We start from the raw sequence: 24,093 nt of genomic DNA on the forward strand, positions 1-24,093 counted from the left end.
CAGGCTCGCAGCAACGATATCCGCATGATCGCCGTCGCCCTCGCGACAATATGCGCGGGGATCGTCCTCATGGTGTGGCAGCCGGACTTCATCTACAGCACCAGACGAGGGTCCGTGCTCGGCCCGGGCCTGGTCGTGGCCGGCGCCGTCGGCGCGCTCGCCACCCTCGTGTCCTTTGCGCGCCACGAGAAGGGGCCGCGCCCGCGCGTCGTCATCGACGACCGCGGCGTCCACGACGCCACGGGTCCCAAGGCTGTCGGACTCATTCCCTGGGAGGAGATCGCCGGGCTGCGCGTGGTGTCGGCCAACTCAGGCCGCAACCAGTACGTGCACGTCTTCCTCCGCCACCCCGAGCAGGCGCTGGCGCAGATGATCGCGGACCCGCGACGGCGGCAGGCGATGCTGAAGCGAGCCTCCCGCAACCAGGCGCCCATCGCCATCGACTCCCGCGTCCTCGGCCTGCCCGGCGTCAGCCTGGCGACGGTCATCCGAGAGGAGGGGGAGCAGCGGGTCGGCTGGGAGCCGACGGCGTCGTGAACCGCCCGTCGTCGGCCCGACCTGCCTGCGGGCTCAGCGCTTCGTGGGCACGGGCTCGACGACGAGCACGGCCCCCCGGTCGCGCTCGTCGCGCACGCCCACCCGGGTCGCCACCCACGTCTCCGCCCCGTCGCCCTTGAGACGCAGGGAGGCTCGCAGGGTGTCGGGGGACACGGGCAGGCCCCGCTTGTGGATCTCCAGGCGCCCGATGCCGCGCTCGCGCACCCGCGCCCGCAGGGCCTTGAGATTGAGCGGCAGCACCTCGCGCACGCGCCAGCAGCGCAGGAAGGCGGTGAGCGACTCGTCCGGCAGCGTGTCGCCGGTGAGGTAGGCGATGCGCGTGCCGACGGGGCGCGAGGCCGTGCGGCGCGCCAGCTCGGCGACCAGCCCGGCACGGATCGCGGCGCCGTCGGGCTCCAGGAGGAGCTCGCCGATCTGCGCGGTGGAGGACACGGGCTCGAGCTGCTCCGGGGCTGCGGAGGGGTCCGTGCAGGCCGGGTCGGTCAGGCGCCGGGCCCGTGGCTCGCCGTCGGCGCCCGTGGACAGGACCAGGGCCGAGCGCCCCGGGCCCTCCGGCGCAAGCGGCCCGAACCACAGGCCGGCCTCGACGACGGTGCCATCCACGCTCACCCACTGCGCGTGGGCGTCGTCGGGGATCGCGCCGTGGTCGAGGCCCGGCGCCACCTTGAGCCCGAGGGCGGGCACCGCCTGGCGCATGGCCAGCAGCTCGGACAGCGCGGGGGACCACTGCTCGGGGTCCTTGACGCGGCGCCCGCCGGCGCGGCGGGCGGGATCGGCGAAGACGGCGTCGACGCCCTCGGCCCTGAGGTCGATCCCCAGGGCGTCGGCGCAGCGCACCCGCGCCCGGTCGAAGGGCATGAGGTTGACCGTGGCAAGCGCCGCCGTCGCCTCGTCGCGCTCGACGGCGAGCACATCGAGTCCCAGTCCCGCCAGGGCCATGGCGTCCCCGCCGATGCCGCATCCGAGGTCCGCGACCCCGCCCACCCCGGCCGCCGCGTAGCGGGCGGCGTGCCTGGCGGCGACGGACAGGCGCGTGGCCTGCTCCAGCCCGTCGGGGGTGAAGAGCATGGAGGCGGCGAAGGGGCCGAACTTGGCCTCCGCCCGAGCCCGTAGGCGCTGCTGGGACAGCGCCGCCGCCACCAGCCCGGGGGAGTGGCCCTCCTCGCGCAGGGACTCGGCGAGGCGGAGCGCCTCGGCCTCGTCGTATGGGGGCAGCGAGCCGAGCAGCGCCCAGCCCTCCGGGGTGAGCAGGGGCATGAGGGCCAGCGCCGCGGGGTCGGAGGGGGTAGCGGGCTCGGGCTGGGCGGGCTCGGTCGGGGAGGCGCCGCGCTGGGAGTCAGTCATCCCCCCGATCATGTCATGGGCCCGGCGCTCGCCGTCGCCTGGACCCGAGAGCACCGCTGAGCCGCCCCTGCCACGCCGTCGGCGAAAGCCTCCCGCCTGCTTGGCACTCGCGTTGACTGAGTGCTAATCGCGGACGTAGATTCGTTCTTGGCACGGGGCCCACCGGCCCCGCGGCTCGCACTCAGGAGCGCTTGCCGAACCCCGCGACGGCGGCACAGCGCGCATCGAGCGCGGCAGACAATGTCATCCACCCACTAGCGAGAAGGGGAGGTCCGCAATGTCGATCTCCATCAAGCCGCTCGAGGACCGGATCGTCGTCCAGACGGTCGAGGCCGAGCAGGTCACCGCCTCCGGCATCGTCCTGCCGGGCACCGCCCAGGAGAAGCCGCAGGAGGGCAAGGTCGTGGCCGTGGGCCCCGGCCGCGTCGACGACAACGGCAACCGGGTCCCGGTCGATGTCGCCGAGGGCGACGTCGTCATCTACTCCAAGTACGGCGGCACCGAGGTCAAGTACGAGGGCGAGGAGTACCTCATCCTCTCCGCCCGCGACGTCCTCGCGATCGTCACGAAGTGACTCCCGCGGGCCCTGCCCGCGTCTCTACGGATCCCCCGGAGGGGCCGTCTCGGCCGCCGGGGGATCCGCGCGTCTCGGGCGCCCGGTCCGGTCCGCGGGGCATGGGACCGGCCCTGCCGCCCGCCCCGGTGAGCGGCCCTCATCGCGGCAGGCGGACCTGGGATGCGCCCGGCCCCGCCGCCGACCTACGATGCGACCGTGAGCGACTCGATCACCAGCCCCGATATCTACGCCCCCACCGGACTGACCTACGACGACGTGCTCCTCCTGCCCAGGCTGACGGACGTCATCCCTTCCGAGGTCGATACCACTTCCCGTCTGACCCGCGGGATCACCCTGTCGACGCCGCTGCTCAGCGCCGCCATGGACACTGTCACCGAGTCGGAGATGGCCATCGCCATGGCCCGGCAGGGCGGCATGGGCATCCTCCACCGCAACCTGTCCATCGAGGAGCAGGCCGACCAGGTGCGCCGGGTCAAGCGCTCGGAGTCCGGGATGGTCTCCGACCCCGTGACCATCACCCCGGACGCCACCATCGCCCAGCTTGACGAGCTGTGCGGCCACTACAAGGTCTCCGGCCTGCCCGTCGTCGACGGCGGCGGCAACCTGCTCGGCATCATCACCAACCGCGACCTGCGCTTCGTTCCCGCCGAGCGCTGGACCGAGCTGCGCGTGCGCGACTGCATGACCCCGCGCGAGCGACTCATCACCGGCCCCGCCGGCATCTCGCGCGACGACGCCAAGGCCCTGCTCGCCGAGCACCGCATCGAGAAGCTGCCCCTCATCGACAGCGAGGGCCACCTCACCGGCCTCATCACGGTCAAGGACTTCGTCAAGACCGAGCAGTACCCCAACGCCACCAAGGACGCCGAGGGCCGCCTCGTCGTCGGCGCCGCCGTCGGCTACTGGGGTGACACCTGGGAGCGGGCCACCGCCCTGGCCGAGGCTGGCGTTGACGTCCTCGTCGTCGACACCGCCAACGGCGGCGCCCGCCTCGCCCTCGACATGATCTCGCGGATCAAGAACGACTCCGGCTTCGCCGGCATCGAGGTCATCGGCGGCAACATCGCCACCCGCGAGGGCGCCCAGGCACTCATCGACGCGGGCGTCGACGCCGTCAAGGTCGGGGTCGGCCCGGGCTCGATCTGCACCACCCGCGTCGTCGCCGGCGTCGGCGTCCCGCAGGTCACCGCCGTCTACGAGGCTGCCCGCGCCTGCACCCCCGCCGGTGTGCCCCTCATCGCCGACGGCGGCCTGCAGTACTCCGGCGACATCGCCAAGGCCATGGTCGCCGGGGCGGACACCGTCATGCTCGGCTCCCTGCTGGCTGGCTGCACCGAGTCCCCTGGGGACCTCGTCTTCGTCAACGGCAAGCAGTGGAAGCGCTACCGCGGCATGGGGTCACTGGGCGCCATGAGCTCGCGCGGACGCCGCTCCTACTCCAAGGACCGCTACTTCCAGGCGGACGTGTCCAGCGACTCCAAGATCGTGCCCGAGGGCATCGAGGGGCAGGTGCCGTTCTCCGGTGCGCTGGCCGACGTCGTCTACCAGCTCATCGGCGGCCTGCACCAGTCGATGTTCTACGTCGGCGCCCGCACGATCCCCGAGCTCAAGGCCAACGGCCAGTTCGTGCGCATCACTGCCGCGGGCCTGAAGGAGTCCCACCCGCACGACGTGCAGATGACCGTCGAGGCCCCGAACTACTCGGGCCGCGGGTGACCAGGCTGCCGGCGGGTAAGGCCGGGGGCCCGGGCGACGCCGACGCCTCGGCCGGGCTGCAGTGCCCTGTGGCGTCAGCCCGGCCACTGCCCGCCGACTACCTGCGCGCCGACGCGATCTCCGCCTCCGGGCTGGCGCTGTTCGGCGCCCTGATGTCCTGGCTGTCCCTCACGGGCGGTGTCGGCTTCTTCAAGCACGAGGTGCACCTGCAGGTGCTGGGCAGCGTGCTGCTGGCAGTGCCGCTCATCTGGCGTCGGCGGTGGCCGCTGAGCGTCGGGCTGATCCACGCGCTGGCCTACGGGGTGCTCAGTTACCTCACCGGATTCGACCCCAACACCTCTCAGGTGCTGCTGTTCATGTCCTTCTTCTCGATCGGTGCCTGGTCCGCGCAGCGTCAGTGGGCCACGCGCGTGCGCGTGATCATCTGCGTGGGCATGGGGGTGTGGCTGGTCGCCGCCGGCATCTGGCTGTACTTCGAGGCCCTGGGCTCGACGGAGGCCTTCGCCGTCCGCCCACTCCTGGCGGGCTTGGCGTACCGGCTATTCATCAACGTCGCCTTCTTCACCGGGGCCTGGTACTTCGGCAACCGGGAGTGGGCGCGGGCCGTGGCGCTCGTCGAGCTCGAGCACGCCTACGCGGACATCCGCGAGCTGCGCGCCGAGCTCGTGGACGCCGCCGTCGGGCAGGAGCGGCTGCGCATCGCCCGCGAGCTGCACGACGTCGTCGCCCACCATGTCACCACGATGTCCGTCCAGGCCGCAGCGGCCAGACGCCTGCTGGAACGCAGCCCGCAGACGCACGAGCCCCACCAGGCGGTCGGCTCTCTCAAGCAGATCGAGTCCGCCGCCCGCCAGGCTGTGGCCGAGCTGCGCACCCTGGTGCTCACCCTGCGCAGCGACGGCCAGGAGGACACAGCGCCCACCGTGGATGACATCCCGGACCTGGTGGAGCAGTCCCGCCAGGCTGGCACCCGCACCACCTTCGAGCAGATCGGCGGCGAGGTACGGGTCAGCCCCGTCATCGGGCTGGTCCTCTACCGGGTGGCGCAGGAGGGTCTGACCAACGCGGCCAAGCACGCGGGCCCCGGGGCCAGTGTGGCGGTGCGCCTGCGGGTGCGTCCTGACCTCGTGGAGCTGGAGGTCTCCGACGACGGCTACGGTGGTCCCAGCCCCGTTCCCGGGACCGGCACGGGCCTGGTTGGCATGCGTGAGCGGGTCCTCGCCGTCGGCGGCACCCTGGAGGCGGGCGCCAAGCCCCGCGGTGGATTCCGCGTGCGCGCCCGGATCCCGGTGGGAGCGGCCGTATGACCCGGGTGCTGCTCGTGGACGACCAGATGCTCATCCGGGCCGGCTTCCGCACCATCCTGGAGAGCGAGCCAGGCCTGGAGGTGGCGGGGGAGGCGGCCAACGGGGCCGAGGCCCTGGACCTGGCCGCGCGGCTGGACCCCGACGTCATCTGCATGGACGTGCAGATGCCGGTCATGGACGGCATCGCCGCCACCCGCGAGCTCGTCGCACGCGGCTGCCGGGCCGCCGTGCTCATCCTCACCACCTTCGACCGTGACGACTTCCTCTTCGAGACCCTGGACGCCGGGGCCAGCGGCTTCCTGCTCAAGACGGCCGAGGCGGAGAAGCTCATCGAGGCCGTGCAGGTTCTGGGGCGCGGTGACGCCCTGCTCATGCCCGAGGTCACCCGTCGGGTCCTCACCCGTTACTCCGGCACCCAGGGCGCGGGCCGGGGCGCGCGGGCGCCGTCGGAACTGACGGAACGGGAGGTTGACACTCTGCGGTGCCTGGCCAGAGGGATGACCAACGCGGAGATCGCGGCCGAGCTGTACGTGAGCACCGAGACCGTCAAGACGCACGTGTCCAGCATCCTGGCCAAGCTCGGCCTGCGCGACCGGGTGGCCGCCGTCATCTGGGCCTTCAAGCACGGCATCGCCGCCTGATCCCCGGGAGCCTGGACGCCCAGGACATCGTCTCCAAGGCCGATACTCATCCTCCGCACGTCCCCCGCACGGGGGAGGGGCGCTCTCACCCTGCTGCGGGAGGTGGCGGGGCAGGGCTCCGCCTAGCCTGATGTCATGATCAGCGTACGCAACGTTCACCGGTACTACGGTGACAAGCACGTCCTCAAGGACGTGTCCTTCGATGTCCACCGCGGGATGATGACCGGCTTCGTCGGCGGCAATGGCGCAGGCAAGACCACCGCCATGCGCATCATCCTGGGTGTGCTGGCGGCTCAGAGCGGGCAGGTGCTCGTCGACGGCGCTCCCATCACCGCGGATCAGCGCGCCGCCATCGGCTACATGCCCGAGGAACGGGGCCTGTACCCCAAGATGAAGGTCATCGACCAGCTCGTCTACCTCGCGCGCCTGCACGGCTTGGAGGCCGCGGAGGCCCGCAGCCACGGCCTGGAGCTGCTAGAGCGCCTCCAGCTCAAGGGTGATCCGACCGACACCCTGGAGTCCCTGTCCCTGGGCAACCAGCAGCGCGTGCAGATCGCGGCGGCCCTCGTCCACCGGCCCGCAGCCCTCATCCTCGACGAGCCCTTCTCCGGGCTCGACCCTGAGTCCGTGGACGCAACCGTCCAGGTGCTGCGCGAGTACGCCGCCGCCGGTGCCCCCGTGCTCTTCTCCTCCCACCAGCTCGACGTCGTCGAGCGCCTGTGCGACCGGCTCATCATCATCCGCGACGGCGAGATCCGGGCCGCGGGCACCCGTGCCGAGCTGCTGGAGGCCGCCACCACGAACGAGTGGGAGATGGAGACCGGTTCGGACACCGGGTGGGTGGGGGGCACCGGCACCGAGGTGGTCGAGTACGACGGCGGTTACGTCCGCTTCCGGGCCGCCGACGTCGACGCCGCCAACCGGGTCCTGGCGCAGGCGCTCGGGCGCGGCACCGTCACGGCCTTCGGGCGTGTGACCCGTTCCCTGCACGAGACCTACAAGGAGATGACCAAGTGAGCACCCGACCCAGTTTCAGGACCACTGTCGCCGTCGTCGCACGCCGAGAGATCACGGCCAGGTTCCTGTCCAAGGCCTTCATCATCTCCACGCTCATCACCGTGGTGCTCATGCTCCTGGGGGTGGTGCTGGGCCCGCGGATCGGCGACCTCATCGCCGGCGGGCCGACCACCGTCGCCGCGGCACCCGGTGAGGCGACCGTGCTGCAGCACCTGCCGGACGTGGAAGTCCTGGCGGTTGCCGACGCCGAGGCCGCCCGCCAGGCCGTCCTGGACGAGAGCGCCGACGCCGCCGTCGTGCCCGAGGCGGGCAACCCCGTGGGCTTGCGGGTCCTTGCGCTCAGCGACGCGCCGAACAAGCTGATCCAGGGGCTGTCGGTCTCCCCGGCGGTGGAGCTGCTCGATCCCGACGCCCCGAGCCCTGTGATCCGCTACCTGCTGCCGCTGGGCTTCGCCCTCGTGTGGATGACCGCCGCCCTGGGCTTCGGCATGACCATCGCGCAGTCGGTGGTGGAGGAGAAGGAGACGCGCATCGTCGAGATCCTGCTGGCCTCCATCAGCTCCACGGCCCTGCTCACCGGCAAGATCCTGGGCAACTCGCTGGCGGCACTGGCGCAGCTCCTCCTCATTGCGGGGGCCGTGCTGCTGGGCCTGGCCATCAATGACGAGGTCCTGCCCGCGGGTGACCTCGTGGGGCCGGTGCTGTGGTTCATCGTGCTGTTCATCATCGGCTTCGTCATGATCGCCTCCATGTTCGCCGCCGGCGCGGCCCTGGTCTCGCGCAACGAGGACCTGCAGAGTGTTCTGCAGCCGATGATCTGGATGATCATGCTGCCCTACTTCGGGGTGGTCTTCGGCGGCTCGAACGCGACCTTCATGACGGTGCTCAGCTACATCCCCTTCAGCTCGCCCATCGCGCTGCCTGTGCGGATGTACCTAGGCGGCGTGTCCTGGTGGGAGCCGGTGGTGTCCGTGGCGCTGCTGATCGCCACCACAGCCGCCGTCATCATCCTGGGCGCGCGCGTCTACGACCGCGGTCTGCTCCACACCGGCAAGGCAATGGCCTGGAAGGCGGCCCTATCCCGGGCCTCCTGAGTCGCGTCGGAGTCCCGAGCGACGGGGCGGCCGGGCCACGGGGCCGGACGCCACATCAGTTACTGCTGGCCAGCGGCCAGGAAGGGTCGGCGTCGGGGGTGCGGCCCTGGCGGGTGAGCCACCTGTTGAAGGACTGTGCCCAGGCGCGGTGGGCCTGAGCCTGCATGTCATGCAGGGCCGCCAGGTCCGTGCCGGCCACCTGCGGGTGCGCGTGGGCCATCGCCTCAAGGACGTCGAGCGTGGCGGCCACGTCCACCTCCGCCGTGTGCAGTGCCTCGTCCACCTGCACGCCGTAGACGGCGCACATGTCCCCCAGGCGGCGCTTGCCCTTGCGCCACCGGTCCACCGCCCGGTCCAGGACGAGCGGGTCCAGCACCGGGGCGATCTGACCGCCCAGGCGCTGGCGCAGGGTGGCCAGGCCATGACGGGCCAGCTCGGCCTCCATGAGCGTCAGGTCGAAGGAGGCGTTGAAAGCGACCACCGGCGTGCCCTGGGCCATCGCCGTGGCCAGGGTCCCGGCGACCTCCTCCAGCACCTCAGCCGCAGGCCGCCCCTGCGCACGGGCGCGCTCCGTGGTGATCCCGTGCACGGCCGCCGCCGCGGCGGGGATCTCCACACCCGGGTCCGCCAGCCAGGTGCGCACCTGCTGAGCGCGGGTGCCGTCGGAGCTCAGCGGACCCCGGGAAACGAGTGCCGCTGTCACGAGACGGTCCTGGGTGGGGCTCACCCCGGTGGTCTCCGTGTCGAAGCCCAGCAGTGGGCCGTGGGCCCAGCTGCCGACGGGCAAAGGGGCAGGGGCGCTACGCGTCGTGTGGCTCATGGCACCGAGTGTGCCACTACCCTCGGACGTGAATGCCTGCCCGACGTGCGGGGGTGGTGGGGCGCAGAGACCTTGTCCAGTGGTGGGCTGGTCGGCTATCTGGCGTGCGCGCGGGGTGGTAGTAGTCAGACTCCAGCAGCGCGTGTGGCCATGCTGGTGACGCGGCTGGCGCCGGGTACGGACCAGCTCCGCGCGGAATGGACAGCTTTCCCGCGATACGGACCACGTTCCGAAGTGGGGGAGAGGTGCGCCCGGGAAGGCCACGTCGACCTCGCTCGATGCGCCTGCCGCTGCTGCCCCAACCACCCAGTGCCCGCCGCTGCCGTCCCGCCGCTACCATCAGCCCATGAGCGGTGAGATCGAGATCGGGCGTTCCAAGCGCGCCCGCCGGGCCTACTCCTTCGACGACATCGCGCTCGTGCCCGCCCGGCGCACCCGCGACACCCAGGACGTGCGTGTCGGTTGGCAGCTCGACGCCTACCACCTCGACCTTCCCATCATGGCCGCCCCTATGGACTCCGTCATGAGCCCCGAGACCGCCGTCCTTGTCGGCCGGCTCGGCGGCGTCGGCGTGCTCGACCTCGAGGGCCTGTGGACCCGCTACGAGGACCCTTCAGAGGCCTACGCCCGCATCCACCAGGCCGGTCCCGGTGAGGCCACGCGCGTCATGCAGGAGGTCTACCGCGCCCCGATCCGCCCCGAGCTCATCACCGCCCGCCTCACCCAGGTCCGTCACGCTGGCGTCGTCGTCGCCGGTCGGCTCAGCCCCGCCCAGACGCAGCGGCACTGGCGCACCGTCGTTGACGCCGGCGTCGACCTCTTCGTCATCCGCGGCGCCGCCGTCTCCGCCGAGCACGTCTCTGGCACGGTCGAGCCCCTGAACCTCAAGCGCTTCATCTACGAGCTCGACGTGCCCGTCGTCGTCGGCGGGGTGACCACCTACACCGCGGCCCTCCACCTCATGCGCACCGGGGCCGCCGGGGTCCTCGTGGGGCAGGGCGGCGGGGCGTCCTCGTCCATCCGCCAGGTCCTCGGCCGCCACATGCCCATGGCCACGGCCGTCGCCGACGTCGCCGCCGCACGCCGCGACTTCCTCGACGAGTCGGCCGGCCGCTACGTGCACGTCATCGCCGACGGCTCGGTGGGCAACTCCGGTGACGTCGTCAAGGCCATCGCCTGCGGGGCCGATGCCGTCATGCTCGGAGCGGCGCTCGCCCGGGCGGCCGAGGCGCCGGGCGGCGGCTACCACTGGGGCTCGGAGGCCTACCACGACCGGCTCCCGCGCGGCTACCGCACGCATGTGGGCACCGTGGGGACCCTGGAGGAGATCCTCAACGGCCCCTCGGACCGCGCTGATGGCACGCTCAACATTATGGGCGCCCTGCGCCGCACCCTGGCCACCACCGGCTACGGCGACGTCAAGGAGCTCCAGCGGGCCCAGATCGTCGTCGCCCCCTACATGCCATCCGTGACTGATCCCACGCGCGACATGCCGCGGAGAAGCAAAACGGATAGGCTGTGACACGTTCAGCGGGATCGCTGCACACCATCAGGACGCTGCGCCCGCGCGCCTGTCCCTCATCCTAAGGAGCACAACTATGGCTCAGGTCACCGCCACCATCGCCTCCAAGGTCGGTCTTCACGCCCGTCCCGCCGCCACCTTCGTCAAGGCCGTCGCCGAGACGGGCGTCCCCGTCACCATCGCCAAGGAGGGCGGTGCGCCGGTCGACGCCTCCTCCATCCTCGGCGTGATGACCCTTGGCGCCGGTTTCGGCGACGTCGTCACCCTGGCCTCGGACGCCGACGGCGCCGACTCCGCCCTGGCCGACCTCAAGGCCCTGCTCGAGACCGACCTCGACGCCTGAGGCTTCGCGCGTCTCGCGCCTGTGGGGCGCCCCTCCCGAGGCGGAGGGGCGCCCCACAGGCTTGGGGCGCCCCTCCGGGGAACCGTCATCGCCCCGGTAGGGTGTGCGCCATGACGATCATCGCCGCCGCGGACGGCTCGGCCCTTGGCAACCCCGGACCCGCCGGCTGGGCGTGGTACGTGAGCGACGACTGCTGGGCCGCCGGTGGCTGGCCCGAGTCCACGAACAACCGGGGCGAGCTCACCGCCGTCCTCGAGCTCCTGCGGGCGACCGCCGCCGCCGGGCTGGCGGGCGAGGACCTCCTCATCCAGGCGGACTCCCAGTACGTCATCAACTCCCTGACCAAGTGGCGCCACGGCTGGAAGAGGCGCGGCTGGCGCAAGGCCGACGGCAAGCCGGTCCTCAACGAGGACCTCATGCGCGCCCTCGACGAGGCCCTGGCCGGCCGGCGGGTGCGCTTCGAGTGGGTACGGGGGCACGTGGGCCATCCCATGAATGAGGCCGCCGATACCCGCGCCCGCGCCGCCGCCACCGCCTACCAGCGGGGCTGCGCGGTTCCCAGTGGGCCGGGCTGGCCCGGCGCCGGCTCGACCGCGCGGCCGGCCAGCGCACCCGGCGCCCCTGCAGCACCCACCGAGACGTCCACCGTGGTGCCCGGCGCCACTGCCGCCCGACGCGCCCGCTTGCGCGCCGAGCGCGGCACGCTCTTCTGAGGGGCCCCGGCCCTCAGGCCGATCCGCCCCGGGCGTGCCCCGGTGCCCGACGGCCCTCGTGCGGGGGATCCCGCGCGGTCGTATGCGCCCCGGGCTCCTGGGAGGAACCAGCGGGCCCGGCCGCAGCGGGGTGCTGCGGCCGGGCCCGTTCGAGGAGCCGCTGTCGCCAGCGCCGGAGGACGCCTCAGATCAGCCTCGAACCAGGGTCATCGCTTGGCGCGCGATGGCGAGCTCCTCGTTGGTGGGAACCACGAGTACGGTGACAGTGGATTCCGGAGTCGAGATGATACGCGCCTCAGCCGAGCGGAGGGCATTCGCCTCGCCGTCGATCCTGACTCCCATGTAGGCGAGGCGCTCACAGAGCTCGGCGCGAAGAATGGCGTCGTTCTCGCCGATGCCCGCCGTGAAGGTGAGGGCGTCGAGGCCGCCCATGACGGCGGTGTAGGCGCCGACGTACTTGACCAGGCGGTGCAGGTAGATGTCCATGGCCTCGCGGGCCTGGGACTCCCCGGCGTTGATGCGGGCCCTGACGGCGCGCATGTCGTTGTCCCCGGCCAGGCCCTTCATTCCTGACTCGCGGTTGAAGAGGCGATCGATCTCGTCCACGCTCTTGCCGGCCACACGGGCCAGGTGGAAGACGGCGGCGGGATCGATGTCACCGGTGCGCCCGCCCATGACGAGGCCCTCCAGCGGGGTCAGTCCCATGGAGGTGTCCTTGGCGCGTCCGGCCACGACGGCGGAGGCGGAGGCTCCGTTGCCCAGGTGGAGGACCACCTGCTTGAGGTCGTCGCGGCCCAGCATGTCGGCGACGACGCCGGAGACGTACTGGTGGGAGGTGCCGTGGGCGCCGTAGCGGCGGATCTCGTAGGCGTCGGCGACCTCCCGGTTGAGGGCGTAGCGGGCGGCCTCCTCGGGCAGGTCCTGGAAGAACGCGGTGTCGAAGACGGCGACGTGCGGGACATCGGAGAGGAGCTCGCGGCCCACCTCGATGCCCTTGAGGTGGGCGGGGTTGTGCAGGGGGCCGAGCGGCACGAGCCTCTCGATGGTGGCCACGACGTCGTCGTCGATGAGCGCCGGGCCGGAGAAGTACTTGCCGCCCTGGACGACGCGGTGGCCCACGGCCACGATGTTCGCCTCGGCGAGCGTGGGACCCTTCTCGTTGAAGAGGCGCAGCACCTCGGTCAGGCCGGCGCCATGATCGGCCACGGGCTCGGTCAGCTCGGTGACCTCCTCGCCGTGCTTGTGCTTGATGGCGCCCTCGGGCTCGCCGATGCGCTCGACGAGGCCGGAGGCCAGGGATGCCCCGGAGTCCGGGTCGATGAGCTGGTACTTGATGGAGGAGGAGCCGGAGTTGATGACGAGGACGGTTCGGGTGGTCATATCTGCCTTTCGTGGGGAGGGGGAGGGGAGACCGCGACGGGCCGGTCAGCCCTGGGCCTGGACCGCGGTGATGGCCACGGTGTTGACGATGTCCTCGACCAGCGCCCCGCGGGACAGGTCGTTGACGGGCTTGTTGAGACCCTGGAGGACCGGGCCGACGGCGACGGCGCCCGATGAGCGCTGCACGGCCTTGTAGCCGATGTTGCCGCTGGACAGGTCCGGGAAGATGAAGACCGTGGCCTTGCCGGCCACCGCCGAACCAGGGGCCTTCTTCGCCGCGACCGTCGGGTCGATGGCGGCGTCGTACTGGATGGGGCCCTCCACGGCGAGCTCGGGCGCCTTGGCGCGCACCAGCTCGGTGGCCTCGCGGACCTTGTCCACGTCCGCGCCCTGGCCGGAGGTCCCGGTGGAGAAGGACAGCATCGCCACGCGCGGCTCAATGCCGAACTGGCGGGCGGTCTGAGCGCTGGAGATGGCGATGTCGGCGAGCTGCTCGGCGGTGGGCTCGGGGTTGACGGCGCAGTCGCCGTAGACGAGGACGCGGTCCTCCAGGAGCATGAGGAAGACCGAGGAGACGATGGAGGTCCCCGGCTTGGTCTTGATGATCTGGAAGGAGGGGACGATCGTGTGGGCGGTGGTGTGGGCGGCGCCGGAGACCATGCCGTCGGCGTCCCCCATGTGGACCATCATCGTGCCGAAGTAGGAGACGTCCTGCACCTTCTCCCGGGCCTGCTCCAGGGTGACGCCCTTCTTGGCGCGCAGGCGGGCGAACTCGGCGGCGTACTTCTCCAGCAGCTCGGGGTCCGAGGGCGAGACGACTCGCGCCGCGGAGATGTTCAGGCCGAGCTCGGCGGCGCGCGAGCGGACCGTGGTCTCCTCGCCGAGCAGGACGATGGCGGCGATGCCCCGGCGCAGGATGGCGTCGGCGGCCTCCAGGACGCGGTCGTCGTCGGGCTCGGGCAGGACGATCGTCGTGGTGCGGGCCTTGGCGTGCTCCACGAGCTCGGCCTGGAACATGATGGGGGTGACGACGTCGGAGGGCTCGACCTCGAGGGCCGCCATGAGGGAGGCGATGTCCGCCTCCTGCTCGAAGGCGGTGATGGCGACGTCCAGCTTGTGCTTCGAGGCGTTGGCCAGGTAGCCCTTGACCGAGCCGGCCGCTGAGGCGGCGGCGTAGGTGTCCATGGGCGAGGCGATGATCGGCAGGGTCAGCCCGAGGCCCTTGACGATGTCCAGGGCGTGCGGGGCGACGTCGAAGCCGCCGTTGAGCACGAGGCCCGACAGCGTGGGGAAGGTGGAGGAGGCCTGGGCGGCCGCCAGGGAGATGAGCACGGCCGAGCGGTCGGCCGGCACGATGACGAGCTGGCCCTCCTTGAGGTGGTCCAGGAGGTGGGAGATGTCCATGGCGCCGATGAGGACGGACTCCGCCTCGCGCTCCAGCAGGGCGGGGTCCCCGGAGATGAGGGTGCCCTCCACCGCGCCCAGGACCTCCCCGACCGACGGGGCGGACAGGAGGGGCACCTCGGGGAGGGTGGAGGCGGTGACGCCCCCGATGCCGGCCAGGGCCTCGGCGATCGCCTGGCGGGAGGCCTCGGGGCAGCGGTTGGCCAGGACGGCGGCGGTGCGCCCGAGGTTGTCGGAGATCTCCGCCATGGAGACCTCGACGCTGGCCCGGACATCCTCTGGGGCCCCGGCGCCGGAGACCACCAGGAGCATGGGGGCGCCGATATTGGCAGCGACGCGCGCGTTGAAGGACAGCTCCGGGTTGCCCTCGACGTCGGTGAAGTCGGAGCCGTCGATGATGACGACGTCGTGCTCGCGGGCGACGGCGCGGTAGGCGTCGACGATCCGGGGCAGCGCCTCCTCGGGGTCGGCGTGGAACTCGTCCCAGGTGACGCCGAGGCACTGCTCGGCGGGCAGCGAGGAGCCGGAGTTGGCCAGGAGGAGGTCGAGGAAGGGGTGCTCGGCGCGTGAGTTCACGAAGGGGCGGAAGACGCCGACCTTGGCGACGACCTTGGCGAGCACGGTGACCAGGCCGAGGGCCACGGTCGACTTGCCGGTTCCTGCGCTGGGGGATGCGATGTAGATGCTGCGCGCCACGGTGTTGGTCCTTCTCTCATCTCGACGTCGAGCGGCGGCGCCGGGAGGCGGCCGGCGCTCATGACCGATTGTGCCCCTCTCCGCGCCCGAGGGCGACCAAGGCCCTCCAAGCGCGCGCCCCAGCGCCTGTGGGAACACCCACAGGCGGCTCCGGAGGGGCCCGGGCCGGGAGGCGGTCAGGCGACGAGGGGGAGGGCCGCGACGATGGTGAGGACCATGACGACGGGGTCGAAGACGCGCTGCGGCATGCGGTCGGCCAGGAGCCTGCCGGCCAGCGCTCCCACGAGGACCGCCGGGATGAGGATCGCCACGAGCGCCAGGGCGTCCGCGTGGATGATCCCCAGGGCGATGCTGAAGGGGAGCTTCGTGAGGTTGACCAGGAAGAAGAACCAGGCGGTCGTCCCCAGGAAGGCCTTGACCGGGTAGCGGCACGCCAGGAAGTACAGGCTCGTGACGGGCCCGCCGGCGTTGGCGACCATCGTGGAGAAGCCCGCGAGCGCCCCGTGGACCATGCGGGCGACGGGCGAGGAGCCGGCCCGGGAGTCCGAGCCCGTGCCGCTCGATGGGGCTCCCCCGCTCGCGGCCCGAGCCGCGGGACCGCCTCGGCGCCGACCGCGTCCGCGCTGCGCGAGGGTGATGACGATGAGGACGATCAGCAGCCAGCCGATGACGCGGCGCATGAGGTCGTCGGAGGCCGCGCGCAGGAAGAGGGCGCCGATCAGCACGCCGCAGGCGACGGCCGGCAGGAGCCGCTTGAGCATGACGGCGTCGGCGTCACGGCGGTAGGCCCAGATAGCGGGCAGGTCCCCGCTCAGGAGCAGGAGGAGCATGACGCCGGTGGACTCCTTGGCGGGGAGCACCTGGGCGAGCATGGCCACGGCGATCGTGGTGACGCCGGGCAGGGCGGTCTTGGACAGGCCCACGAGCAGGGCGCTGACGATGAGCAGGGTCCAGGCCGCCGCCGGCCCCGTGGTGACGACGTCGGGGAGGGGGCCGACGGCGGGCGCGGCCACGAGCGCTCGTGTGAGGAGGGATGCGTGCATGACTGGCCCGCCGTCGGGTGAGAAGGTGTCGATGAGGGGATCTAGCGGAACACTACGCCCTGGTCGCGGCGCGTCAGAGCTTGGCGGCGGCCGCCAGGAGGTTCGTGGCGGAGAGCCTGAGGCCCTCCACGTTGCCGTACTCGGCGTCCTCATGCTCGATGTTGACGTTCATCTCCGGGTCGACTTGCTCGATGGCGCGCAGGAATTCGGCCCAGTAGTCGGCGTCGTGGCCCAGGCCGAAGGCGACGAAGCGCCAGGCCGGGTCCTGGGGCCAGGCGTTGCACCAGTAGCCGTACGCCACCGGGACCCTGCCCTCGGCGTCGGCGGCGACGTGGCCGAAGTCGGTGTCGAGCACGCCGCGGTAGGCGGCGCCGGGGAAGATCCTGGTGTCCTTGGCGTGGACGTGCCCGACGAGCCCGCCCAGGCGCTTGGTCGCCGCGATGGGGTCCATCTGCTGCCAGAAGAGGTGCGAGGGGTCCATGTTCACCTTGATGTTGGTGGCGCCGGTCTCCTCGACGAGCCTCTCGAAGGAGGGCACGTTGAACACGAGGTTGCGCGGGTGGAGCTCCAGGCAGACCTGCACGTCGTTGTCCCGGGCCAGGGCGTCGATCTCCTTGAAGAAGGGCACGACGACGCCCCACTGGTAGTCCAGGATCTCCATGTCGATGCCGTTCCAGGGGTTGACCACCCAGGTGGGGTACTTGGCGGTGGGGTCGGTGCCCGGCGTGCCGGACATCGTGACGATCTCCCTCACGCCCAGCGCCCCGGCCAGGCGGATGGCGTTGCGGATGTCCTCGGCGTGCTTGAGACCCTCATTGGGCAGCGGTGAGGTGGGGTTGCCGGATGTGTTGAGGCCCGAGAGCCTCATGCCGCGCTCGGTGAATATCCCGAGGTAGTCCTCCCGCGCGGCCTTCGAGGCGAGCAGGGCGTCCACGGGGCAGTGGGGCGAGGGGATGAAGCCCCCGACGTTGACCTCCGCGCCGGTGAGCCCCGCCTCCTTGAGGACGTCGAGGGCGGCGGTCAGGGGGCGGTCGGACAGGCAGGCGGTGTAGGCGCCGTAATTGAGTGCCATGGTGGGTGATCTCCTTCGATCAAGAGGTGGGCGGGAGGGGGCGGGCGGGGCTCAGAAGGCCGAGACGTCCACCTCGGCGCCGCCGTTGGCGGCGGAGCGGGCGATGGCGTCGGCGATGAGCATCTCGCGGTAGCCGTCGGCGAAGGTCGCGCAGGGCGGCAGGGCGCCCTCGCCGGTGACGCCGGCGACCTGCTGGAGGAAGGCGTGGGCCTGGTAGGTGAACTGCTCGATCTGGGTCAGGCCCACCCCGCCGAAGGCCATCGAGGACCCGCGGGCGAAGTAGGGGAAGTCCGGGTTGACCAGGACCCGTCGCGCCCCGCCCAGGCCCGCGGGGGAGTTGGTGTCGTCGATCTTGATCTCGCCGCAGCGGGCGAGGTCCCAGGAGGCTCGGCCCTTGGAGCCCAGGACGTCCACCATGAGGGAGTTGGGCAGCCCCCATGCCACGCGCGAGCAGGAGAAGGTGCCCACCGCGCCGCCCGCGAAGCGCGCGGTGAAGGTGGCGACGTCGTCGTTCTCCACGTCCTCGTAGACGGCGTCGGCGGTGTCCAGGGCCGTGCCGCGGGTGACGTGGCCGCTGGCGACGGGGCGCCGCTTGATCGAGGTCGTCATGGCCGCGCCGGCGACGCTGACCAGCGGCCCGCAGATGACCTCGGCGGTGTCGATGAGGTGGCTCCCGACGTCGCCCAGGGCGCCCGAGCCCATGGGGCCCTTGTAGCGCCAGGCCATGGGCGTGGCGGGGTCGGCGCCGTAGTCGCACCAGTAGCGGCCGTCGAAGTGGTTGATCTCGCCGAGGTGCCCGCTGTCGACGAGCTTGGCGAGCTCGGCGACGGCGGCGTTGCGCCGGTAGGTGAAGCCCACGGCGGTGACGACGCCGGCACTCCGCTCGGCCTCGGCCATCGCCTTGGCGCTGTCGAGGGTGTCCGCGAGCGGCTTCTCGCACAGGACGTGCTTGCCGGCCTTGATGAGGGCCTCGGCGATCTCGCGGTGCGCGGCGTTGCCCACCACGATGGACACGATGTCGATACTGGGGTCATCGGCGATGTCGCGCCAGTCGGTGACGGCCTTCTCGTAGCCGTAGCGCTCGGCGGCGTCGACGGCGAAGGGTCCGTAGGCGTCGGCGATGGCGGCCAGGCGGACCTTGGGCAGGCCGAGGTCGTAGACGGTGCCGACTTGGCGCCACGCGTTGGCGTGGGTGGTGCCGGCCATGCCCGCGCCGATGACGGCGACGGACAGCGGGGCGGGTGGTGCGCTCATGGGGTTGGCCTTCCTGTCCTCATTGACGGATGCGGATGGGGGCCCGCTGGTGCGGGACCCCCGTGATTCACGCGCGTGAATCGGTATGGGAGATGCTTTCACCGGCGTCATTCGGTGTCAAGGGCCCGGCCGGAGGTCTGATCTTTTGTCCTGACATGGGGTTCGGTGTCGCCGGGCGGCGCTCCCGCCGCGCCGCTATCGCGCCGAGGAGGAGCGGATCGCGAGAGTGGGGGCCAGGACGACGCTGCGCGCCGGCTCGTCGTCGGCCAGGGGGCCCTGGGCCCCCAGTCCCGCCCGCTGGCAGAGGAACTCGATGGCCCGTGCCGCCATGACGGGCTCGGGCTGGTTGACGCTCGTCAGCGAGAACTCCTCGCGCTGGGCGAGGTAGGTGTTGTCGTAGGAGGCGATGAGCACGGGGGAGTCCTGGCCGCGCCGCGCGGCGCGCAGGGCGGCAACGGCGTCGATCGCCAGGACGTCGTTGTGCATGACCAGGCCCAGTGGCTCGGGGTGCGCGCTCTCGGCGGCCCGCACGATGGGCCCCGCCTCGTCGGCGCAGCAGTGGACGGCCAGCGGCAGTCCCGCCTCCCGCGCGGCGTCGGCCAGGGCGATCTCCCGCTCGAGGCGGGAGGCCCCGTCGCCCGTCCCGGGGCGCACGTAGACGAGCGACGATGCCCCTCGCTCGCGCAGGTGAGCCACGACGAGCCCGGCCGCCGCCCGCTCATCGATGTGCACCGCGTCGATCCTGCCGCCGGGGCTCCGTCGCCCGATGACGCAGGTGGCGACCTCCTCGCCCACGGCCACCACGTCCTGGGCGGGCAGCCACGGCGAGACCATCGCGATCCCCGCCACCCGCACGCCCAGGAGGGAGTCGATCGCCCGGTGGAGCGCCACGGGGTCCTCCGAGCCAACGGTGACGAACAGCGTCATGCCTCGCTGGGAGGTCGCCTCGTTGAGGCACCTGGCCATGCGCTCGAAGAAGGCGTTGCGCAGGTTGGGCAGCACCAGCCCGATGATCGACGAGCTCTGCCGCGCCAGCGAGGAGGCGGCCACGTTGACGCGGTAGCCCATGTCCCGGGCGACCTCCTCGATGCGCTCGCGCGTGTGGCGGGCCACCTTCGGCGATCCGGCGAGGGCCAGGGAGACCAGCGAGCGGGAGACGCCCGCGGCGAGCGCGATATCGCTCTGCGTGGCGGCGTGCGGGCTCATGCGGCTCCTGACTGGCGACTGCGTGCGGTAGCAGTCTATCCGGGGTCGTGGGGCGGGCTCCACGGGGACGACGGCGCCCCCATCCGCTGTCCGGATGGGGGCGCCGTCAGGGACCGCGGCCGACGCGATCGGCGCGGGTGCTGGCCCCGGGGGCCTTTGGCGCGGCCCCGGGGTGGGATCACGCCTTCAGCAGCGTGCCTTCGATGTAGGCGCGCGCCTTGCGGGCGTACTCCAGCGGGTTGGCGATGGCCGGGTCCTGCTCGGCCTCGACGAGGATCCAGCCGTCGTAGCCGTGGTCCACGAGGAAGCGGTAGGGCTCGGTGAAGTCGATCGTGCCGTCCCCGGGCACGGTGAACATCCCGGCCAGGAAGGAGTCGAGGAAGGAGCGGTCGGCGGCCTTGGACTCGGCCATCTTCTCGGGGCGCACGTCCTTGAAGTGGACGTGCTTGACGCGGTCGATGCAGGCCTCGAGCAGCCCCATGACGTCGCCGTCGCCCACGTAGGCGTGCCCGGTGTCGAACAGGAGGGAGACCCTGGCCGGGTCGGTGGCCTCCATGAGGCGGATCGTCTCGGCCTTGGTCTGGACGACCGTGCCCAGGTGGTGGTGGTAGACGAGCTCCAGGCCGTGGGCGTGCGCGATGTCCCCCAAGCGGTTGAGGCCGTCCGCCAGGACGCCCCACTCCTCGTCGGTCAAGGTGGGCTTGTTGGTGAAGATGCAGACGTCGCGCTTGCCCTGCACCGAGCCGGTCTGCTCGGAGACCACCACGCGGGTGGCGCCCAGGTACTCCAGGTAGGAGCAGGTGGCCTCGAAATCCGGGATGACGGCCTCGACGCCGTCGCGCACGATGAAGGAGGAGAACCACTGGGCGACGATCTTGATCCCCCGGGCCTCGGCCGCGGCCTTGACCTCCTCCTTGGGCGGGAAGAAGCCGGCGCACTCGGTGCCCCGGTAGCCGGTGTCGGCCAGGTCGAGGAGCATGTCCTCCAGGGTGTTGAAGGCGCCGACCTCGGGGATGTCGTCATTGCGCCAGGTGATGGGGTGCATGCCCCAGGTGATGCCGTGGGGGTCGGTGATGGCGGTGGTGGGGTCGAGGGTGAAGGACATCATTGCTCCTTTTCGCTGGGTGGTGCTCCCGGGCGCCGTCGGTGGCGCCCGGGCGGGCTCACGAGGCCCTCCTCGCGAGCCCGCCGCGGCGGGCGTGCCGATTTGTCAGGACGATTGCGGGGCATTCTGGCGGCCGTGGGGCCGTCAGGAGTAGCGCTCCTCCATCTCGTGCTCGATCTGCTCCAGGGACTTGCCGGAGGTCTCCGGCATCATCTTGAGCAGGATGAGGGCGATGACGAGGTTGAGCACGCCGTAGATCGTGTAGGTGATCCCGCCGCCCAGGGTCTCCATCATGCGCGGGAAGGTCCAGGTGATGATCGCGTTGGCGATCCACATGCAGAACACGGCGGTGCCGTTCATGATGCCGCGGACGTTGGCGGGGAAGATCTCGCCGAGCATCGTCCACACGACGGTCCCGTTGGAGGACTGGACGATGAGCATGAACACGGACATCAGGCCCAGGATGAGGAAGGCCGCCCAGGACGGCGGGCGCGTGCCGTTGTCCATGTGCGGGGCGATGAACAGGGTGAAGGTGGCGGCGATGCCCAGCAGGCAGACGCCGACGCCGGTGACATCGGCGATGAGGATCTGGCGGCGGCGGAAGCGCATGATGAGCCAGATGCCGATCGCCGAGCCGATGACGCTCATGACGCCGTTGGCCACCTGGGCGATGATCGCCGAGGAGGAGGACATGCCGGCGTACTCCAGGACCTTGGGCGCGTAGTACATGACCGTGTTGACGCCCGTGGTCTGGTTGACGATCGCCAGGAAGATGCCGACGAGCATGAGCTTGCGCAGCCAGGGGGTGCTCCACACGTAGCCGAGCCCGAGGCGCTTGGACTGGATCTCCAGCTCGTGCTGGCGGGCCTCGGCGATCTCCATGAGCTCGTCCTCCAGGGGGCCGTCCTTGGCCTCGTCGCGCACCCGCTTGAGGGCGCCGATGGCGTCGTAGAGGCGCTCCTTGGCCACGTACCAGCGGGAGGACTCGGGCATGAGGCGGATGCCGATCCACAGCGCGACGGCCGGGATGGAGCACAGGACGAGCATGTAGCGCCAGGTCTCGCCATTGCCGTGGGAGATGACGAGCTGGTTGAGGAACTCGTGGTACTCGGCCGATGACAGCGGCCCGCCCTGGGAGGCCTGGAGGTGGGCGAGGTTGTCGAAGGACTGCTCGCCGAGGCTGACCAGCCCAGAGCCCGAGGGGTCCGCCTCGACGGTGATCCTCGGGCCGCCGCTGGCGGCGCTGATGGCGGCGTTCATGGCGAAGGCGAGGAGCTGGCCGGTGACGATCATGAGCTGGTCGATGGCGACGATGGAGCCGCGGATGCGCTTGGGCGCGGTCTCGGCCAGGTAGACCGGCACGGTGGCGGAGGCGCCGCCGACGGCCAGCCCCAGGATGAAGCGGGCGACGTACATCAGCCAGATGCTGGGCGCGGTGGCCGTGCCGAGCGCCCCCAGGAGGAAGACGATGGCCAGGATCGTGATGTTGTGGCGGCGCCCGTAGCGGTCGGACAGGCGCCCGCCGAAGAGCGCGCCGAGGGCCGCGCCGATGAGCAGCGTGCCGCCGATCGCGCCCTCCTGGCCGCTGGTGAGCTGGAGACCGGCGGCGTCATGGGGCATGTACATGTAGGGCAGCGCCCCGGAGATGACGCCGGTGTCGTAGCCGAAGAGGAGGGAGCCGAGGGTGGCGACGGCCGCCACGGCGCCGATGCCGCGGTGCTTGCCCGACGGCGGCGTCTCGGCCACCGCCTGGCGTATTTGGTCCTTGGTGATGCCCCTCAGGGAGAGGCCGCTGCTGGTCTGACTCATGAATGGCTTCCTTGGGTGGTCGGCGGGGGCGCCGGGGAATCGAGATATGGGCGGGATCGCCCGGGTGTCCCCCGGCCCGGCAACGGTGCCGGGGGCCGGGGAGCCGCCGGCGGAGGGCCGCCGGGGGACTGGGGGCGCGTCTCAGCGGTCGAAGGTCGTCGCGCCGTCGACTCGCGCCACCTCGTGCCACTGGCCGTCGGCGGCGGAGGCGACGACGGCCTCATCGACCTCCGCCGCGCACCAGGCGTCCGCCGCCGAGGGGGCGATCTGGGCGCCCGTGGTGACGGACTCGATGAACTGGGCGGCCTCGATCGACTTCATGTCGTCGAAGCCCATGGAGGTGCCGATGGCGGGCTGGTAGCGGTGCCACTGGCCCCACGCGGGGTTCGCCATGGCCCGGGTGTAGCCGTGGGTGGGGCCGCCGTCGACGCCCACGCAGACCTCGAGCTCGTTGAGCCGCTCGAAGTTCCAGCGGGCCGATCCCCGCGTGCCGTAGACCTCGACGACGTACTCGGCGCGCGGTCCCACGCTGACGCGGGAGGACTCCATCGTGCCGATGGCGCCGTCGTCGAAGCGCACGAGCATGGCGACGTAGTCCTCGTTCTCCACGGGGCCGACCTCATCGCCGATCTCGAAGCCGGAGTGGCCGATGCCCATCTTCGTGGGGATGGGGCGCTCGGTGATGAAGGTGCCGGTGGCCGCCGAGACCGATGCGATCCGCCCGACGACGTACTGGGCGAGGTCCGCCCCGTGGCTCATGAGGTCGGGGACGACCCCGGCGCCCGCCTTCTCCCGCGAGGCCCGCCAGGTCAGCGGGCCCATGGGGGAGGAGTTGTAGTCGGCGATGAACCACACGCGCACGTTGGTGATGCGGCCCAGCTCGCCCGAGCGCACCAGGTGGCGCATGTACTCGATCGCGGGGGTGTGGCGGTAGTTGAAGCCGACGGCGCTCACGAGGCCGGCGGCCTCGGCCGCCTGGGCGATCTCCTTGGACTGCTGGGCGCTGACCCCCATGGGCTTCTCGATCCAGAAGGGCTTCCCCGCCTCGATGGCGGCCATGGAGATCTCGTGATGCAGGAAGTTGGGGGAGCAGATGGACACGGCCTCGACGTCCGGGTCGGCCAGCAGCTCGCGGTAGTCGGCGTAGGCGCGCTCGAACCCGAGGTCCTCGACGGCCGCCGCGCGGGCCTCCTTGAGGGGGTCCGCCGCGGCGACGAGGCGGGGGGCGATGCCGAGCTCAGGGAAGTGCTCGGGCAGGGACCGGTAGGAGCGCGCGTGGAGCCGCCCCATCCATCCTAGGGAGATCACGCCGATTCCCAAGGGTTTCTTCGTACTCATCCGACTTCCTTCTTCCTTCCGACGTCTCTGTCATAGAAGTGCTGGAGTGATGATGGTAACGCGCGTCATCACGGCGTTGTCCTGACAATAGCAGGAAGCTCGGCGGCTCCGCAAGGAATTCCTCCCCCTCCCGC

The 24,093-nt window shown here is 71.5% G+C and carries 21 protein-coding genes; 10 read left to right on the forward strand and 11 right to left on the reverse strand.

Annotated elements, in window-relative coordinates; all coding sequences use genetic code 11:
• Nucleotides 1-24 precede the first annotated feature (24 nt).
• Nucleotides 25-537 (forward strand): hypothetical protein, encoded by a 513-nt coding sequence (locus tag ABXS69_RS03485; protein WP_366181183.1) that lies wholly within the window; start codon nt 25-27, stop codon nt 535-537.
• A gap of 33 nt (nt 538-570) precedes the next feature.
• Here the strand turns inward: ABXS69_RS03485 and ABXS69_RS03490 are convergent, their stop codons facing one another.
• On the reverse strand, nt 571-1,815 hold the full coding sequence (locus ABXS69_RS03490) for a class I SAM-dependent methyltransferase (protein ID WP_366181515.1): 1,245 nt from the start codon (nt 1,813-1,815) through the stop codon (nt 571-573).
• Between the two features lie 364 nt (nt 1,816-2,179).
• Between ABXS69_RS03490 and groES the strand changes: the two genes are divergently transcribed.
• From groES to ABXS69_RS03520, 6 genes are all read left to right on the forward strand, one after another.
• Complete coding sequence (gene groES / locus ABXS69_RS03495) at nt 2,180-2,476, forward strand: co-chaperone GroES (protein ID WP_366181184.1); 297 nt, start codon at nt 2,180-2,182, stop codon at nt 2,474-2,476.
• A gap of 162 nt (nt 2,477-2,638) precedes the next feature.
• A complete protein-coding gene (guaB, locus tag ABXS69_RS03500; RefSeq protein WP_366181185.1) occupies nt 2,639-4,195 on the forward strand; it encodes an IMP dehydrogenase in 1,557 nt (518 codons plus the stop codon).
• Nucleotides 4,192-5,502, forward strand: a complete 1,311-nt coding sequence (locus ABXS69_RS03505; protein ID WP_366181186.1) for a sensor histidine kinase — start codon at nt 4,192-4,194, stop codon at nt 5,500-5,502. The genes guaB and ABXS69_RS03505 overlap by 4 nt, the downstream gene beginning before the upstream one ends.
• A complete protein-coding gene (locus tag ABXS69_RS03510) occupies nt 5,499-6,143 on the forward strand; it encodes a response regulator transcription factor (protein WP_366181187.1) in 645 nt (214 codons plus the stop codon). The genes ABXS69_RS03505 and ABXS69_RS03510 overlap by 4 nt, the downstream gene beginning before the upstream one ends.
• Nucleotides 6,144-6,278: 135 nt before the next feature.
• Nucleotides 6,279-7,160 carry an ATP-binding cassette domain-containing protein gene (locus ABXS69_RS03515; protein WP_366181188.1) on the forward strand — a complete coding sequence of 294 codons (882 nt, stop codon included), beginning with the start codon at nt 6,279-6,281 and terminating at the stop codon, nt 7,158-7,160.
• Complete coding sequence (locus ABXS69_RS03520; RefSeq protein ID WP_366181189.1) at nt 7,157-8,254, forward strand: ABC transporter permease; 1,098 nt, start codon at nt 7,157-7,159, stop codon at nt 8,252-8,254. The genes ABXS69_RS03515 and ABXS69_RS03520 overlap by 4 nt, the downstream gene beginning before the upstream one ends.
• Nucleotides 8,255-8,309: 55 nt before the next feature.
• Here ABXS69_RS03520 and ABXS69_RS03525 read toward each other — a convergent pair whose 3' ends face one another.
• Nucleotides 8,310-9,074: an exonuclease domain-containing protein gene (locus ABXS69_RS03525; RefSeq protein ID WP_366181190.1), complete on the reverse strand. Its 765-nt coding sequence runs from the start codon at nt 9,072-9,074 to the stop codon at nt 8,310-8,312.
• 346 nt (nt 9,075-9,420) lie between these two features.
• Here ABXS69_RS03525 and ABXS69_RS03530 point away from each other — a divergent pair, with 346 nt between their 5' ends.
• The 3 genes from ABXS69_RS03530 to ABXS69_RS03540 all read left to right on the forward strand — a co-directional run bounded on the left by ABXS69_RS03530 (nt 9,421) and on the right by ABXS69_RS03540 (nt 11,652).
• Nucleotides 9,421-10,596, forward strand: a complete 1,176-nt coding sequence (locus ABXS69_RS03530; RefSeq protein WP_366181191.1) for a GuaB3 family IMP dehydrogenase-related protein — start codon at nt 9,421-9,423, stop codon at nt 10,594-10,596.
• 76 nt (nt 10,597-10,672) lie between these two features.
• A complete protein-coding gene (locus ABXS69_RS03535; RefSeq protein ID WP_366181192.1) occupies nt 10,673-10,939 on the forward strand; it encodes an HPr family phosphocarrier protein in 267 nt (88 codons plus the stop codon).
• A gap of 110 nt (nt 10,940-11,049) precedes the next feature.
• Nucleotides 11,050-11,652, forward strand: coding sequence for a ribonuclease H (locus ABXS69_RS03540; RefSeq protein ID WP_366181193.1), 603 nt, complete (start codon nt 11,050-11,052; stop codon nt 11,650-11,652).
• A gap of 189 nt (nt 11,653-11,841) precedes the next feature.
• On the opposite strand, the gene ABXS69_RS03545 is transcribed toward ABXS69_RS03540, so the two are convergent.
• The 9 genes from ABXS69_RS03545 to ABXS69_RS03585 form a co-directional block, all read right to left on the reverse strand.
• Nucleotides 11,842-13,032: an acetate kinase gene (locus ABXS69_RS03545; protein WP_366181194.1), complete on the reverse strand. Its 1,191-nt coding sequence runs from the start codon at nt 13,030-13,032 to the stop codon at nt 11,842-11,844.
• Between the two features lie 45 nt (nt 13,033-13,077).
• Nucleotides 13,078-15,132, reverse strand: coding sequence for a phosphate acetyltransferase (pta, locus tag ABXS69_RS03550; RefSeq protein ID WP_366181195.1), 2,055 nt, complete (start codon nt 15,130-15,132; stop codon nt 13,078-13,080).
• 176 nt (nt 15,133-15,308) lie between these two features.
• Nucleotides 15,309-16,175, reverse strand: a complete 867-nt coding sequence (locus tag ABXS69_RS03555; RefSeq protein ID WP_366181196.1) for a sulfite exporter TauE/SafE family protein — start codon at nt 16,173-16,175, stop codon at nt 15,309-15,311.
• A 73-nt stretch (nt 16,176-16,248) separates the two neighbouring features.
• On the reverse strand, nt 16,249-17,247 hold the full coding sequence (locus ABXS69_RS03560) for a sugar phosphate isomerase/epimerase (RefSeq protein ID WP_366181197.1): 999 nt from the start codon (nt 17,245-17,247) through the stop codon (nt 16,249-16,251).
• Between the two features lie 51 nt (nt 17,248-17,298).
• Complete coding sequence (locus ABXS69_RS03565; protein ID WP_366181198.1) at nt 17,299-18,501, reverse strand: Gfo/Idh/MocA family oxidoreductase; 1,203 nt, start codon at nt 18,499-18,501, stop codon at nt 17,299-17,301.
• A gap of 195 nt (nt 18,502-18,696) precedes the next feature.
• Nucleotides 18,697-19,707: a LacI family DNA-binding transcriptional regulator gene (locus tag ABXS69_RS03570; protein WP_366181199.1), complete on the reverse strand. Its 1,011-nt coding sequence runs from the start codon at nt 19,705-19,707 to the stop codon at nt 18,697-18,699.
• Between the two features lie 178 nt (nt 19,708-19,885).
• Nucleotides 19,886-20,812: a myo-inosose-2 dehydratase gene (gene iolE / locus ABXS69_RS03575; protein ID WP_366181516.1), complete on the reverse strand. Its 927-nt coding sequence runs from the start codon at nt 20,810-20,812 to the stop codon at nt 19,886-19,888.
• 144 nt (nt 20,813-20,956) lie between these two features.
• Nucleotides 20,957-22,621, reverse strand: coding sequence for an MFS transporter (locus ABXS69_RS03580; RefSeq protein WP_366181200.1), 1,665 nt, complete (start codon nt 22,619-22,621; stop codon nt 20,957-20,959).
• 141 nt (nt 22,622-22,762) lie between these two features.
• The gene (locus ABXS69_RS03585) at nt 22,763-23,959 is read right to left on the reverse strand and encodes a Gfo/Idh/MocA family oxidoreductase (protein ID WP_366181201.1); all 1,197 of its coding nucleotides are present in this window, start codon (nt 23,957-23,959) and stop codon (nt 22,763-22,765) included.
• Nucleotides 23,960-24,093: the final 134 nt, after the last annotated feature.

The sequence above is a fragment of the Actinomyces timonensis genome (genome assembly GCF_040702965.1).
Lineage (GTDB): Bacteria > Actinomycetota > Actinomycetes > Actinomycetales > Actinomycetaceae > Actinomyces > Actinomyces timonensis_A.